At 63.5% G+C, this 13,138-nt stretch carries 11 protein-coding genes and 1 tRNA gene; 3 read left to right on the top strand and 9 right to left on the bottom strand.

The window, feature by feature from the left end:
• Positions 1-111: 111 nt before the first annotated feature.
• The 4 genes from ARUE_RS06430 to ARUE_RS06415 all read right to left on the bottom strand — a co-directional run bounded on the left by ARUE_RS06430 (position 112) and on the right by ARUE_RS06415 (position 3,673).
• The gene (locus ARUE_RS06430; RefSeq protein ID WP_011774072.1) at positions 112-687 is read right to left on the bottom strand and encodes a 50S ribosomal protein L25/general stress protein Ctc; all 576 of its coding nucleotides are present in this window, start codon (positions 685-687) and stop codon (positions 112-114) included.
• A gap of 320 nt (positions 688-1,007) precedes the next feature.
• The gene (locus tag ARUE_RS06425) at positions 1,008-1,988 is read right to left on the bottom strand and encodes a ribose-phosphate diphosphokinase (RefSeq protein ID WP_011774071.1); all 981 of its coding nucleotides are present in this window, start codon (positions 1,986-1,988) and stop codon (positions 1,008-1,010) included.
• A complete protein-coding gene (gene glmU / locus ARUE_RS06420) occupies positions 1,985-3,478 on the bottom strand; it encodes a bifunctional UDP-N-acetylglucosamine diphosphorylase/glucosamine-1-phosphate N-acetyltransferase GlmU (RefSeq protein WP_043469936.1) in 1,494 nt (497 codons plus the stop codon). The genes ARUE_RS06425 and glmU overlap by 4 nt, the downstream gene beginning before the upstream one ends.
• Positions 3,479-3,601: 123 nt before the next feature.
• Positions 3,602-3,673, bottom strand: a tRNA-Gln gene (locus ARUE_RS06415).
• 288 nt (positions 3,674-3,961) lie between these two features.
• Here ARUE_RS06415 and ARUE_RS06410 point away from each other — a divergent pair.
• Positions 3,962-4,561: a TetR/AcrR family transcriptional regulator gene (locus ARUE_RS06410; protein ID WP_014921137.1), complete on the top strand. Its 600-nt coding sequence runs from the start codon at positions 3,962-3,964 to the stop codon at positions 4,559-4,561.
• Positions 4,562-4,823: 262 nt separating this feature from the next.
• The gene (locus ARUE_RS06405; protein ID WP_014921136.1) at positions 4,824-5,240 is read left to right on the top strand and encodes a VOC family protein; all 417 of its coding nucleotides are present in this window, start codon (positions 4,824-4,826) and stop codon (positions 5,238-5,240) included.
• Between the two features lie 499 nt (positions 5,241-5,739).
• On the opposite strand, the gene ARUE_RS06400 is transcribed toward ARUE_RS06405, so the two are convergent.
• The 5 genes from ARUE_RS06400 to ARUE_RS06380 all read right to left on the bottom strand — a co-directional run bounded on the left by ARUE_RS06400 (position 5,740) and on the right by ARUE_RS06380 (position 11,844).
• A complete protein-coding gene (locus ARUE_RS06400; protein WP_011774068.1) occupies positions 5,740-7,560 on the bottom strand; it encodes an ABC-F family ATP-binding cassette domain-containing protein in 1,821 nt (606 codons plus the stop codon).
• 35 nt (positions 7,561-7,595) lie between these two features.
• On the bottom strand, positions 7,596-8,588 hold the full coding sequence (locus ARUE_RS06395; protein WP_014921135.1) for a 4-(cytidine 5'-diphospho)-2-C-methyl-D-erythritol kinase: 993 nt from the start codon (positions 8,586-8,588) through the stop codon (positions 7,596-7,598).
• A complete protein-coding gene (gene rsmA, locus ARUE_RS06390) occupies positions 8,585-9,466 on the bottom strand; it encodes a 16S rRNA (adenine(1518)-N(6)/adenine(1519)-N(6))-dimethyltransferase RsmA (protein ID WP_014921134.1) in 882 nt (293 codons plus the stop codon). Before rsmA ends, ARUE_RS06395 begins: the two co-directional genes overlap by 4 nt.
• A 26-nt stretch (positions 9,467-9,492) precedes the next feature.
• Positions 9,493-10,656 (bottom strand): resuscitation-promoting factor, encoded by a 1,164-nt coding sequence (locus ARUE_RS06385; RefSeq protein ID WP_014921133.1) that lies wholly within the window; start codon positions 10,654-10,656, stop codon positions 9,493-9,495.
• Between the two features lie 291 nt (positions 10,657-10,947).
• Positions 10,948-11,844 (bottom strand): TatD family hydrolase, encoded by an 897-nt coding sequence (locus ARUE_RS06380; RefSeq protein ID WP_014921132.1) that lies wholly within the window; start codon positions 11,842-11,844, stop codon positions 10,948-10,950.
• 197 nt (positions 11,845-12,041) lie between these two features.
• On the opposite strand from ARUE_RS06380, the gene ARUE_RS06375 reads away from it, so the two are divergent.
• Entirely contained in the window at positions 12,042-13,130 is a 1,089-nt protein-coding gene (locus tag ARUE_RS06375; RefSeq protein WP_011774063.1) for an AAA family ATPase, read from the top strand.
• The last annotated feature ends 8 nt before the right edge of the window (positions 13,131-13,138 follow it).

The raw sequence follows: 13,138 nt of genomic DNA, 5'->3' as shown, positions 1-13,138 counted from the left end.
CTAGGGAGCGTTCGGTTAATCAGCAGGGATTGTTGGGGGCAAAGAAGAAAGTGGCCGGGACCCCAAGGGTGCCCGGCCACTCAACGGCATAAGCCTCAAGCAGTCAGAAGACTACTCGGCTGCAGCTTCGGTGCTCTCTTCTTCTTCTGCACCAGCGGCTTCAGCGATGCGGACCACCAGGGTGTCGCCTTCGGTGAGCAGGGTGGAACCCTTCGGCAGGACCAGGTCCGAAGCGTGGATGCTCTCGCCGGCCTTGAGGCCATCGATGGTGACCTCAACGGCGGTGGGAACGTGGGTTGCCTCGGCTTCGAGGGAAACCGTGGTGGCTTCGAGGCTGGCGACAGCACCCGGAGCAACTTCACCGGAAACGTGGATGGCGATGTCGACGGTAACCTTCTCGCCGGCCTTCACGGTCTGGAGGTCAACGTGCTCGATGATCTGCTTTACCGGATCGCGCTGGATGTCCTTGACGAGCGTCAGGTGCTGCTCGCCGTCGACGTCGATTGCGAGGAGGGCGTTGGAAACGCGCACTGCCAGCGTGGTGGCGCGGCCCGGCAGGTTGATGTGGATCGGCTCTGCGCCGTGACCGTAGATGACAGCCGGGATCTGGCCGGCCATGCGTGCACGGCGGGCGAAACCCTTGCCGAATTCGGTGCGCAGTTCTGCGGTGAGCTTCTGCTCAGACATATGTACTCCTTGATTACTGTGGCACCCGGAAAGTCCGGGCTGGTCTATCAGCAAGGGCGGAGGTCTGGAGACCTTCTACGCCCGGCCGAGATCGGCCGCCGAGCAGCCGTTCCGCCTGTGTTGAAGGAGATGCAGACCCAGTCGATAACGGAGACCCGCAACCCTGGTTCACAAAATGCGAACCGGATGTGCTCTCCCTCGCCAAGGTATCCCCAAGAGTTTAGCAGCGGTGTGCGCTCTTTCTGAAAACGGGCAATGAAAACGGGCCACCCGCGCACCCGAAGGTGGCGAATGGCCCGCTCAAACTCAGCAGCCCGGCGTTATGCTTTGCCGTCGAACAGGCTGGTGACCGAACCGTCGTCGAACACTTCGCGAATCGCGCGCGCAATCAACGGTGCGATCGACAACACCGTCAGCGACGGGAAACGCTTCTCTGCCGGGATGGGCAGCGTGTTGGTGACCACAACTTCGCGGGCACCGGAATCAGCGAGGCGCTGTGCGGCGGGATCGGAGAAGACCGCGTGCGTGCAAGCAATAATGACATCCTTGGCGCCGGCGTTTTTCAGGACCTGGACGGCACCGGAGATGGTTCCACCGGTGTCGATCATGTCGTCGATGAGGACGCAGGTGCGTCCTTCAACCTGACCAACCACGGTCTTGGAGACGGCCTGGTTGGGGACGGTGAGATCGCGGCTCTTGTGAACGAACGCGAGCGGGGCGCCGCCCAGGCGCTCAGCCCACTGCTCGGCAACGCGGACGCGGCCGGTGTCGGGCGAAACAACGGTGATGTTGTCGGCTTCCACCTTGGTGCGGATGTAGTCGGCCAGCAACGGGATGGCCATCAGGTGGTCCACGGGACCGTCGAAGAAGCCTTGGATCTGCGAGGTGTGCAGGTCAACAGACATGATGCGGTCTGCGCCGGCAGTCTTGTACAGGTCGGCAACCAAGCGGGCGGAGATGGGCTCGCGGCCGCGGCCCTTCTTGTCCTGGCGGGAGTACGGGTAGAACGGCGAGACAACCGTGATCCTCTTGGCGGAGGCGCGCTTGAGGGAATCGATCATGATCAACTGCTCCATGAGCCAGTTGTTCAGCGGAGCCGGGTGGGCCTGGATGACGAAGGCATCGGTGCCTCGCACGCTCTCGGCCGAACGAACGTAGATTTCCCCGTTTGCGAAGTCGTAGGCGTCGATGGGCAGGAGCTCAGTCTCCAGCTCCTTGGCGATTTCCTGCGCCAGCTCCGGATGCGCCCTTCCGGCGGCGAGAATCAGTTTCTTCTCGCCGTGTGCGGTAATTTCGCTCATGCCTGTTTGCCTTCTTCTATGGTTGCCGGGAATTGTGAAGATGTGGATGCCAGTTCTTGCGCGGCTTCGGCCAGCTTCGCGGAGGCGGTGCCCGGCCGGTTGGCGGCTACCCAGCCCTCGGCGTTCCGCTGTGCGGCCAGGCTGAGGGCCAGGGCTCCCGCGGGAACATCCTTGCGAATGACCGCCCCGGCGCCGCTGTACGCGCCGTCGCCAACTGTTACGGGTGCTACGAAGACTGTGTTCGAACCCGTGCGGACGCCCGAGCCGATCACCGTACGGTGCTTCTTCTCGCCGTCATAATTGGCGGTGATGTTGCCGCAACCGATGTTGGTGTCTTCGCCGATCTCAGCGTCACCGGCGTAGCCCAGGTGGGAAAGCTTGGAGCCGCGGCCGATTGTCACGTTCTTGGTTTCATAGAACGCGCCGATCTTGCCGGTCTCGCCCAGGACCGTGCCCGGGCGGAGGTAAGTGAACGGTCCAACGCTTGCCTTGGCACCGATCGTGGAACCGGAGCCGTGCGTACGGATCACCTTGGCGCCCTCGCCAACGTTGACGTCGGTCAGGGTTGTATCAGGACCCACGACGGCGTCCCGCGCCACCGTGGTTGAACCGTGCAGTTGGGTGTTGGGCAACAAGCGGACGTCTTCGTCCAGTGTGACGGTGGAATCGATCCAGGTGGTGGCGGGATCCACCACGGTTACGCCTGCACGCATCCAGGACTCGATGATGCGGCGGTTGTGTTCGGCAGCAAGGGCGGACAGCTGGATGCGGTCGTTGGCACCCTCAACCTGCCAACGGTCTTCAGTGACGACGGCGGCAACACGGCCGCCTGCGTCGCGCGCCAAGCCGAGGACATCGGTCAGGTACATCTCACCCTGAGCGTTGTCCGTGGTGACCTTCTCCAGGGCGGTCCGCAGCACGGCGGCGTCGAAAGCGTAGATGCCGGAGTTGACCTCGCGGATGGTGCGCTCGGCTTCGCTGGCATCCTTGTGCTCGCGAATGCCGGTGACTGTCCCGTTTTCGGCGCGCAGGATCCGGCCGTAACCGGTTGCGTCGTCCAGGACTGCTGTGAGGACCGTGACGGCGTTGCCCTCGGCCTCGTGCGTTGCCACAAGCTCTCCGAGCAATTCACCGGTCAGGAGGGGAACGTCGCCGTAAGTGACCACCACGGTGCCGGTCAGCTCCGCTTCGGCGTCGAGCGCCTTGAGGGCAACTTCCACTGCCCGGCCGGTGCCCGGAACGTCGTCCTGGTCAACAATGAGGGCTTCCGGATCCGAGGCCGTGACGTGCTCAGCCACGCGGTCCCGCTCGTGGCGGACAACCAGGGCCAGCTTCAGGGGATTAATGGCACGCGCGGCGAGAAGAGCGTGGCCCACCATGGAGCGGCCGCCTATTTCGTGAAGGATCTTGGGAGTCCGCGACTTCATGCGCGTTCCGGCACCTGCGGCCAAAACGATCACCGCTGCGGGACCGATGGTTTCGGGGCTCACGTACTGGCTCTCCTTGCTCGGTATGTCCCGGGTAACCCGGCTTCGGATTGCTGCCATCCAACAATGGACCCAGGCACCGTGAGAGCCGCTACAGGTACAGAGAAGGAGCGCATTTTCCGACCGTTCCGCCCATAGGATTCGAACCTATACTCCACGGCTCCAAAGGCCGGGGTGCTGCCATTACACCAGAGCGGACCGTGCATGATTCATCCCCCGGATCTTGCGGCCCGGAGGGTTTCCCGGATCACCGGGATGCACACACAAGAATCTAGTTTGCCATGACCCATGCGTGCTTCGCGACTTGACCGCCCTGCGCCCGCTCCACGACCCACTGTTCCGCCCCCGGAGGACCCGCCCAGCACCCCTTCCAGAAGGCATTTAGGGCATGATGGTCACGTGAGCAACCGCACTGAACTCCCCCGGCCGGCAGCCGCATCCGAGCCCGCAGAACACGCCGCCAGCGGTCCGGCAGCGCGTGTACGGATGACCGGGCAGCAGCGCAAATCACAGCTCATCGGCATCGGACGCGCCCTCTTTGCGGCACGTGGACTGGACGGCACCACCATCGAGGAAATCGCCGCCTCCGCCGGAGTCTCCAAGCCCGTAATCTACGAACACTTCGGCTCCAAGGAAGGCCTGTACCGCCAGGTGGTGGAGACCGAATTCCGGATCCTCCTGGATTCCATCACCGAGGCCCTCAGCACCGAAGCCAAGCCTCGGGTACTGGTTGAACGCGCTGCCCTGGCACTCCTTGGCTACATCGAAGACCGCACCGACGGCTTCCGCATCCTCATGCGTGACGCCCCGCCCTCACAGCCCGAGGGCGCCTTCTCCACACTGCTCTCCCACGTCACCGCCCGGGTGGAACATCTTCTCTCCGACGAATTCGCGCGCCGTGGATTCAGCGCGGCAGACGGAGCGATGTATGCGCAGATGCTCGTCGGTATGGTGGCGATGACGGGCCAGTGGTGGCTCGACAGCCGCACACCGGACAAGCGGGCCGTTGCCGCCCACTTGGTGAACCTGGCCTGGAACGGCCTCACCGGGCTGCAAAAAGAGCCCGAGCTCCGCAGCGAGGACTAGGTCTATTCCCGCGTTGGGGCCGCCATCCGCGTTGGGCTGCCATCCGCGTTGGGCTGCCATCCGCGTTGGGGCTGCCATCCGCGTTGGGGCTGCCATCCTCTGCGTGCTGCTCCTTCGTCGCTTTGACGCACGCTGCCGGATGCCTGCCACAACCCTCTCTCACATCCCCCGCCCTTGAGCCCCACCCTCTCTCACATCCCCCGCCCTTGAGCCCCACCCTCTCTCACATCCCCCTGCCCCGGTGCTTTTGTAAGCTTTGCTCATGACAGCGCCCCAGCTATACATCAGCTTTCCCGGCACAGCACGAGATGCTCTTGGCTTTTACGCCGAGGTCTTCGGAGGCGAACTTTCCCTGCATTCGTACCAGGACTTTGGACGCACCGACGGGCCGCCGGACGCGGTCGCCCATGGAGTCCTCAGCGGAGTCGTCTCCCTAAGCGGATCTGACGCAGCGGCTGGCGAGGAGTCCGTCAAGATCGAAGGGGCCATGCTCTCTCTGCTGGGAGCAGCCGAACCGCCAGTCCTCCACCAGTGGTTCGACAAGCTCGCCATGGGCGGCCGGATTCTGGACCCGCTGGAGCCGAAGCCCTGGGGTGCATCAGACGGCCAAGTCGTCGATCGTCACGGATTACGCTGGCTCATAGGCTACGAGCCGGCGTCGTCAACCGACGGGATGTGAGAGAGGATCCACCCCAAACCCGAGGGATGTGAGAGAGGATCCACCCCAAACCCGAGGGATGTGAGAGAGGATCCACCCCAAACCCGAGGGGATGTGAGAGAGGATCCACCCCAAACCCGAGGGATGTGAGAGAGGATCCACCCCAAACCCGAGGGATGTGAGAGAGGATCCACCCCAAACCCAAGGGATGTGAGAGAGGATCCACCCCAGACCCAAGGGATGTGAGAGAGGATCCACCCCAGACCCGAGGGATGTGAGAGAGGATCCACCCCAAACCCCGACGGGGATGTGAGAGAGGATCCACCCCAAACCCCGAGGGATGTGAGAGAGGGTTGGTAATCGTCAGTGGCGTTTCGCGTAGGAGCGCATCGCGGCGCATCGGGAAACGCAGGTCGCCCCGCGACCGCAGGAGCCCCTATGCGCCGGGTCTAAGCGACGCCGAAACGGCGCTGACCACCGCTAAGCGACGGCGAAGCGGCACTGTCGGGCCGCAGCACCCCTATTCGCCGAGGACTTCGGCGGCCTCCAGCCATTCCAGCTCCAGGCCCTCTTTCTCCTCGAGCAACTCCTGCAGCTTGGCGTTGAGCTCCCCCAAGGCATCGAAGTCGCCGGATTCGGATTTGGCGGCCATCTGGGTGTGGAGCTTTTCTTCCTGCTGGGAGATCTTGCCCAGTTGGCGGTCGATCCTGTTAAGGTCCTTGCGGGCTTCGCGCTTTTCGGCTTCGCTGGCACCGGATGGAGCGGCGGAGCCGGTGGCGGCGGTCGGAGCGCCGGAGCCGCCCCCAACGGCGCCCGAGGCCAGTGCAGCTTCGCGCAGTTCGAGGTACTGGTCCACGCCGCCGGGCAGGCCGCGGAGTTTGCCGTCTCCCAGGAGAGCCATCTGGTTGTCGGTGACGCGTTCCAGGAGGTAGCGGTCGTGGCTGACGACCACCAGCGTTCCGGGCCAGCCGTCCAGGACGTCTTCGACGGCGGCAAGGGTGTCGGTGTCGAGGTCGTTGGTGGGTTCGTCGAGCATGAGGACGTTGGGCTCCCCCACAAGCAGGCGCAGGAGCTGGAGTCGCCGCCGCTCACCGCCGGAGAGGTCGCTGACGGGGGTCCACTGCTTTTCTTTGGTGAAACCGAGTTGTTCCACGAGCTGGCCCGCGGTGAATTCCTTGCCGCCCACGCTGAAGGACCGCTTTTCCCGTTCGATGACCTCGATGACGCGCAGGTCCGATACTTCGTCCAGCTCTTTGACGTCTTGGGTGAGCACGGCGGTGACCACGGTCTTGCCCCGCTTGACCTTGCCGGAGCTCGGCTGGATTTCACCGTTCAGCAGCTTGAGGAGCGTGGACTTCCCGGCTCCGTTGACGCCCACCAGGCCAAGTCTTTCGCCCGGCGCCAGTCGCAGGGTGATGTTGTCGAACAGCTTCTGCCCGGTTTCGCCGCCCTCGAAGTCCAGCGTCACGTTTTCGAGGTCCAGAACGTCCTTGCCCAGGCGCGCGGTGGCCATTTTGCTGAGGGCTACGGAGTCGCGGGGATCGGGTACGTCGGCAATGAGGTCGTTGGCAGCTTCGATCCGGAACTTGGGCTTGGCAGTTCGGGCCGGCGCACCACGCCGAAGCCACGCTAGTTCCTTTTTGACGAGCTGCTGACGTTTACCTTCGACGACGGCGGCCATGCGGTCGCGCTCGGCGCGCGCCAAAACGTACGCGGCGTACCCGCCGTCGAACATGTCCACCATGGCGTCGTGGACTTCCCAGGTGTAGTTGCAGACTTCGTCGAGGAACCAGCGGTCGTGGGTGACCACCAGGAACGCGCCCTGGTTGGCGCGCCAGCGTGTCTTGAGGTGCCGGGCCAGCCAGGCGACGCCTTCGACGTCGAGGTGGTTGGTGGGTTCGTCCAGCATGATGACGTCGTGGTCTTCGATGAGGAGCTTGGCAAGTGCTACGCGGCGTTTCTGTCCACCGGACAGCGCGTGGACGTTGGCGTGCCAGTCGACGTCGCCTACCAGTCCGCCCATGACTTCGCGGATCTTGGCGTTGGCCGCCCATTCGTGGTCCGCGCGGTCGCCGACGATCGCAGCGCCTACTGTCAGGTCGCCGTCGAGCACGTCGCCCTGGTCCAGGTAGCCGACGTTGACGTCCCCGCGTTTGGTGACGCGACCGGAGTCCGGCGTCGAGCGCAAGGCGAGCAGACGCATGAGCGTCGATTTACCGTCGCCGTTGCGCCCCACCATGCCGATGCGGTCGCCATCTTCCAAGCCGAGGGTGACGCCGTCGAGGACAGTGCGGGTCGCGAACGAAACGGTGAGGTTTTCGCCGCCAAGCAGGTGGGCCAATGGGTACTACTTTCTACTGCTGGAATGCGGAGGTACTAAAGGAGGGTATCGGAGATGATCCGGGCGCCGGGCACAGGACCGTGAACGGCCAGGGCATTGTGTCCACGGTGAGTCAGCTCTTCGGCAAGAACGCTGGCTGAGACGGAATCCCGGGCCAGGAGTGCGATGGTTGGTCCCGAGCCTGAGACCATGCCGGCAAGGGCGCCTCGTGCTTCACCCAGTCCTATGGTGTCGCGAAGTTGGGGCGCGAGTGTGATGGATGCCCGCTGGAGATCGTTGATCAGCACGCGGCTGAGGGTCTCAGGGTCACCCTTACGCAGGGCCTGGAGGATGGTGGGATCCACGTCAACGGGCTCTGGAATCTCGACGCCTTCCGAATCCCGAAGTCCGTCAAGCGTGCGGAACACGTCAGGTGTGGACAACCCGTAGTCGGCAAAAACCAGCACCCAATCCATTTGGGCCTTGGCCAGGGCCGGCGAGAGTTTGTCTCCCACGCCAAGCCCGACGGCGGTGCCTCCCAGGAGCGAGAACGGCACGTCTGCGCCCAACTCGGCGGCCAGGTGCGCGAGTTCCTCGCGTGAAAGACCACTATTCCAGAGTGCATCGCAGGCCAACAGGGTGGCTGCGGCATCGGCAGAACCGCCGCCCATGCCACCGGCCACGGGCACACGCTTGGTGATTTCCAGGTGCACGCCGGTTGGCTTCTCTGACATTTCAGCCATGATGGCTGCAGCCTTGTACGCCAGATTGCGCTCGTCCAGGGGGATGTCCACGCCGTCCAGGTCCAGTGTGCTGTCCGGGCTGATGCTGACAGTGATTCCTGGCGCCTCTGTGCTGGTGGCTGCCACTTCCTCGTACAGGGAAACGGCGAGGTACACGCTGGCTACCGAGTGGTATCCATCGGGCCGCAACGGCCCGACGCTCAGGGAGACGTTGACCTTGCCCGGGGCTTTGACGCGGACTGTGCGGGCATGGAAGCGCTCCCCCACGAACGGGAGGCTGCTTGGCTTGCGGTTACCCGGGTTCATGCGTCCACTGGGTGGCGGGCTTCGGCGATCTTGACATAGGCATTGATGTCCAGGACCTCGCCGCGCGCCGTAGGGTCAACGCCGGCGGCCACGAGGCATCGCTCAGCTTCCGAGGCGCTCCCGGCCCAACCGGCAAGTGCGGCACGAAGTGTTTTCCGCCGTTGCGCGAAGGCAGCATCAATGACGGCGAAGACCTGCTCACGGGTTGCATGCGTTTCCGGGGGGTCGTGCCGGGTGAAGGCAACCAGGCCGGAATGGATTTTCGGCGCAGGCCAGAACACGTTCATGCCAATGACACCGGCTTTGCGCATGTGCCCGTACCAGGCCGCCTTGACCGACGGGACTCCGTAGATCTTGGAACCAGGTGTTGCGGCTAGGCGGTCGGCAACCTCATCCTGCACCATGACCAGGCCATGCTGGAGGCTTGGGAAGTGCTGCAGGAGGTGAAGCACCACCGGAACAGCCACGTTGTAGGGCAGGTTGGCCACCAACGCTGTGGGAGGCAGAGGCAGTTCGGTGACCTTCATGGCGTCGGACAGCACCAGGTGGAAGTTCTCTTCCGCCCCGGGCCGCCAGGCGCGCACGGTCTCCGGCAGCTTTTCTGCCAACACGGGGTCGATTTCGACAGCGACGACAGCTTTGGCCGCGTCCAGCAAACCCAGGGTCAGGGAGCCCAGCCCCGGGCCTACCTCCAACACGGTTTCATCATCGCCAATGGCGGCGGCGGCCACGATCCTGCGGATCGTGTTGCCGTCGATCACAAAGTTCTGCCCCAGGGTTTTTGTGGGGCGTACACCGATTTCCTCGGCGAGCCGTCGGATATCTGTGGCGCCCATCAAAGGCGCGACGGCGGCGGGTTCGGAATTCGGTTCAGTCACCTAGGTATCGTATCGCCTGTGCGGGGTCAGGCCGCGTGGGCGCAGCCCCAGTCGCTGAGGCCGTTCTTGGCGTAGAGACGGTTGGCGATCTCGATCTGCTGTGCTTTGGTGGCAAGGCTGGCGTTGGGAGCGTAGGCTCCACCACCGTTGGCAAGCCAGGTGGGGCTGGAGAACTGCAGGCCGCCGTAGTAGCCGTTGCCGGTGTTGATGGACCAGTTTCCACCCGATTCACACTGGGCAATCCTGTCCCACATGGCTTCGTTCGGAGCGCCGGTGGGGCCGCTGGCTGCGGGGGCTGCGGCTGCTGCCTGGGGGGTGGGAGCCGGGACGGGGCGGGCCTTGGTACCGACGCTAATCTTCTCGGCTACCGGCTGGGTGGCTACGTTGCTGGAGACCAAGGTGCGCGACGCTTCGCGGCCGTCCACGAGGACCAGCTTGAACGTCTTGACCAGGGATCCTGCGACGCCTTCCTGGGTCACCTTCTCTTCGCCCTTGAAGAGCTCGGCACTATCGCTCTTCACGCTTTCGAAGGGAACTTCTTCGGTGGCTTCGGCGGTCTTGCTGGTGTCCACGCGGGAGACCTTGATCACCATGTCCTGGACGATGGGTGCGTTGCCCGGCTGGGAGATGTGGTCGTTGGCGCCAACGGTAATTCCGGTGTCTTTGAGCACGGTGGCGACGTCGGTCGCCGTCGTGGTGGTGCTGGTGTCCTTGCCGTCTGCCACCACGCTGATGGTCTTGGGCGTGGAGATGGAAACGAAGGAGCCGGTCACTTCCAAGGATGCCTCTTTGGGCTGGGAGATCTCGGAGGAGCTCGCTACACCGAGTTCGGTCACCAGTCCTGCAACGTCAGGGGCGGTGGTGTTCACCGTCTTCCGGGCGCCGTCCAGTTCAATGGACACGGCCTTGGCCAGGTTGACGTTCACTACGGATCCGTTGTCGACCCGTGCGTCGAGAGCCGGCGAAACGCGGTCCGCGTCCTTCAACTCGACCTTGGCTGCTTTGACCACTTGGTCAACAGTGCCGCCGAAGGTCTGGATGGAGCTCACTTTGCCGTCCACGTTGAGGGTGACGGTCTTGTTGTTGCCGACAAATGCCACGACACCAACTACCAGCGCTGCGACTACCAGCAACTGGGTACCTACTTTGAGGAAGCTGAACTTGCCATCCGTTGTGAAGAACTTGATCACGATCGCCCATTACTCTCAGACCATCCGGGCACGGGGAAAAGCGCAAAAGTAATGCCGACCGCAAAAACGGAGGGCCAGGCAAAAAGCCTGGTCCCACCTTTGCTGCCGGCATCTGCGCCGCCAAAAAACATTCAACTTATTGCCCCGAAATTATCCGGAACAGTTGTCCGAAGGCCTTCCCCGACCCCGGCTACTTGTTTAACACAGTAACCGATCCGTTATAAACGAACCAAGAAAGGTGCATACCGGGTATCCACGCAGTCGGCTCCGCCGGTGTGCAAAGAGGGCGGCCTAGGCCCAGGATCCGTAGGCATTCAGGGTGTTTTCGGCCAATCGCGAGCATAGCTCGGACAAGTCATCTTCTGTCACGTCCGCCATGGAGCGGACCGTGTAGGGAACCATATAGCTCGCATTTGGCCTTCCGCGGTGGGGATGCGGCGTGAGGAACGGCGAATCGGTTTCCACCAGGATCCTGCTTGGCTCGGCAATGGCCAGGGCGGCGCGGAGATTCCCTGCGTTCTTGAAGGTCATGGTGCCGGCGAACGACATGTACCAGCCGTTCTGGTTACAGATCCGGGCGAGTTCCTCATCTCCTGAGAAGCAGTGGAAAACCACGCGGTCCGGTGCGCCTTCCTCCCGGAGGACCTGCACAACGTCGTCGTGAGCGTCGCGGTCGTGAATCTGGAGCGTCAGCCCGAGCCGTTTGGCGATGTCGATGTGGCGCCGGAAGGAGTACCGCTGATGGGCCAATCCCTCGCCGTGGGTCCGGAAGAAGTCCAGCCCGGTCTCGCCGATGGCCCGGATCCGCGGATGGCCGGCCAGCGCCTCGATTTCAGCGAGTGCCGATTCCAGTTCACCGCGGGCCGCGTAATCGGGGGCATCGTTGGGGTGAAGTGCTACGGCTCCGAGCAGCCGGGGATCAGCTTCCACCGCTTGTACCGTGAATCGTGACGATTCGAGGTCGCACCCCACTTGGACAGCGCCCTGGACACCCACGGCTTCCGCGGAGTCCATCGCGTCCCGGACCGAGACCTCTATCAGGCCGTGCCTGAAGTCCAGATGCGTGTGATTGTCCATCACGGGTACGGGCAGGGGTTCGGGCGCTGGCGGGTACTCCCGGCGCGACTCTTTTTCGTCTGCTGCGCCGGCGGGCGCCCGGTAGGGTGCGGGGGCGAGGGAATTGCACATGCTTCCACCTTAATCGGACCGCGGTCCTCCTTGGGCGGCGCAGGACGACTACACGGTAAATTCCCAGCGGAACATAAATTCCGGAGCAGTATGTTAGCGCGGGCCAAAGTCTGGGTAGTCTGGAACGGACAAGCGGCCAACACCAGCAGCGCTCAGCGAAGACAGCTGCTGCCGAGGCCACGGCTGAAGGGCAATCCATGGAGTCCAAGCGACAAGTCACCGTTGAACCTTCTCCTGTTCAGGGCGAGGATTACAGTCCCCTGCCACGTGACGGCGCGGGGCTCAACGGGCATAGGCCGCACGTCATGGATGCGGAACGGTTCCACGATGCCAGCGAACGCATCCTTGGCTCCATCAATAAGGTCATCGACGGAAAAGCCGATGCCGCGAAGCTTGCCCTCACCGTACTGCTGGCACAGGGCCATCTCCTGTTGGAGGATGTGCCGGGCGTCGGCAAGACCCTGCTTGCGAAGACGCTGGCCCGCACTGTGGACTGCACGGTGTCCCGCATCCAGTTCACCCCGGACCTGCTGCCCTCCGATGTGACCGGAGTGTCCATCTATAACCAGTCGTCCCGGCAGTTCGAGTTCCGGCCCGGCGCCGTGTTCGCGAACATCGTCATCGGTGACGAAATCAACCGGGCTTCGGCCAAAACCCAGTCCGCGCTCCTCGAATGTATGGAAGAGCATCAGGTGACTGTGGATGGGCATTCGTACCAGCTGGGTTTGCCGTTCATGGTGGTAGCTACACAGAATCCCATCGAAATGGAAGGCACGTACCCGCTGCCCGAAGCACAGCGGGACCGTTTCATGGCCAGGATCTCCATGGGTTACCCGGACAAGGACGCAGAGATCGAGATGCTGGAGACTCATCAGGCGTCTTCACCCTTGACCAAGGTGACTCCCGTGGTCACGGCCGCTGATGTGGCCGCCATGATCGCCACCGTCCAGCAGGTCTACGTCTCCGCAGCCATTAAGGAGTACACCGTGGCCATCGGACGGGCCACCCGGGACAGCGCCCGCCTTCGCCTTGGAGCCAGCCCGCGGTCCTTGCTGCAGCTGCTGCGTGCGGCCAAGGCCACGGCAGCACTGGACGGTCGCGATTTTGTCCTTCCGGATGACGTAGTGGACGTAGCCGAATCGGTGCTGGCCCACCGCATCATCCTGGACCGCAAGGCTGCGAGTTCGGGCGATACCCCGCAGAGCATTCTCCGGGGCATCTTCGCTTCCCTGCCCGTTGCCCAGGAACCTCCGGGCGCGTGGGGCAGGGACAGGCACAGCGTTTAGGAGACATG

Source organism: Arthrobacter sp. Rue61a (assembly GCF_000294695.2).
In the GTDB taxonomy this organism is placed as follows: domain Bacteria; phylum Actinomycetota; class Actinomycetes; order Actinomycetales; family Micrococcaceae; genus Arthrobacter; species Arthrobacter aurescens_A.
This window is presented reverse-complemented; position numbering and strand designations above follow the sequence as displayed.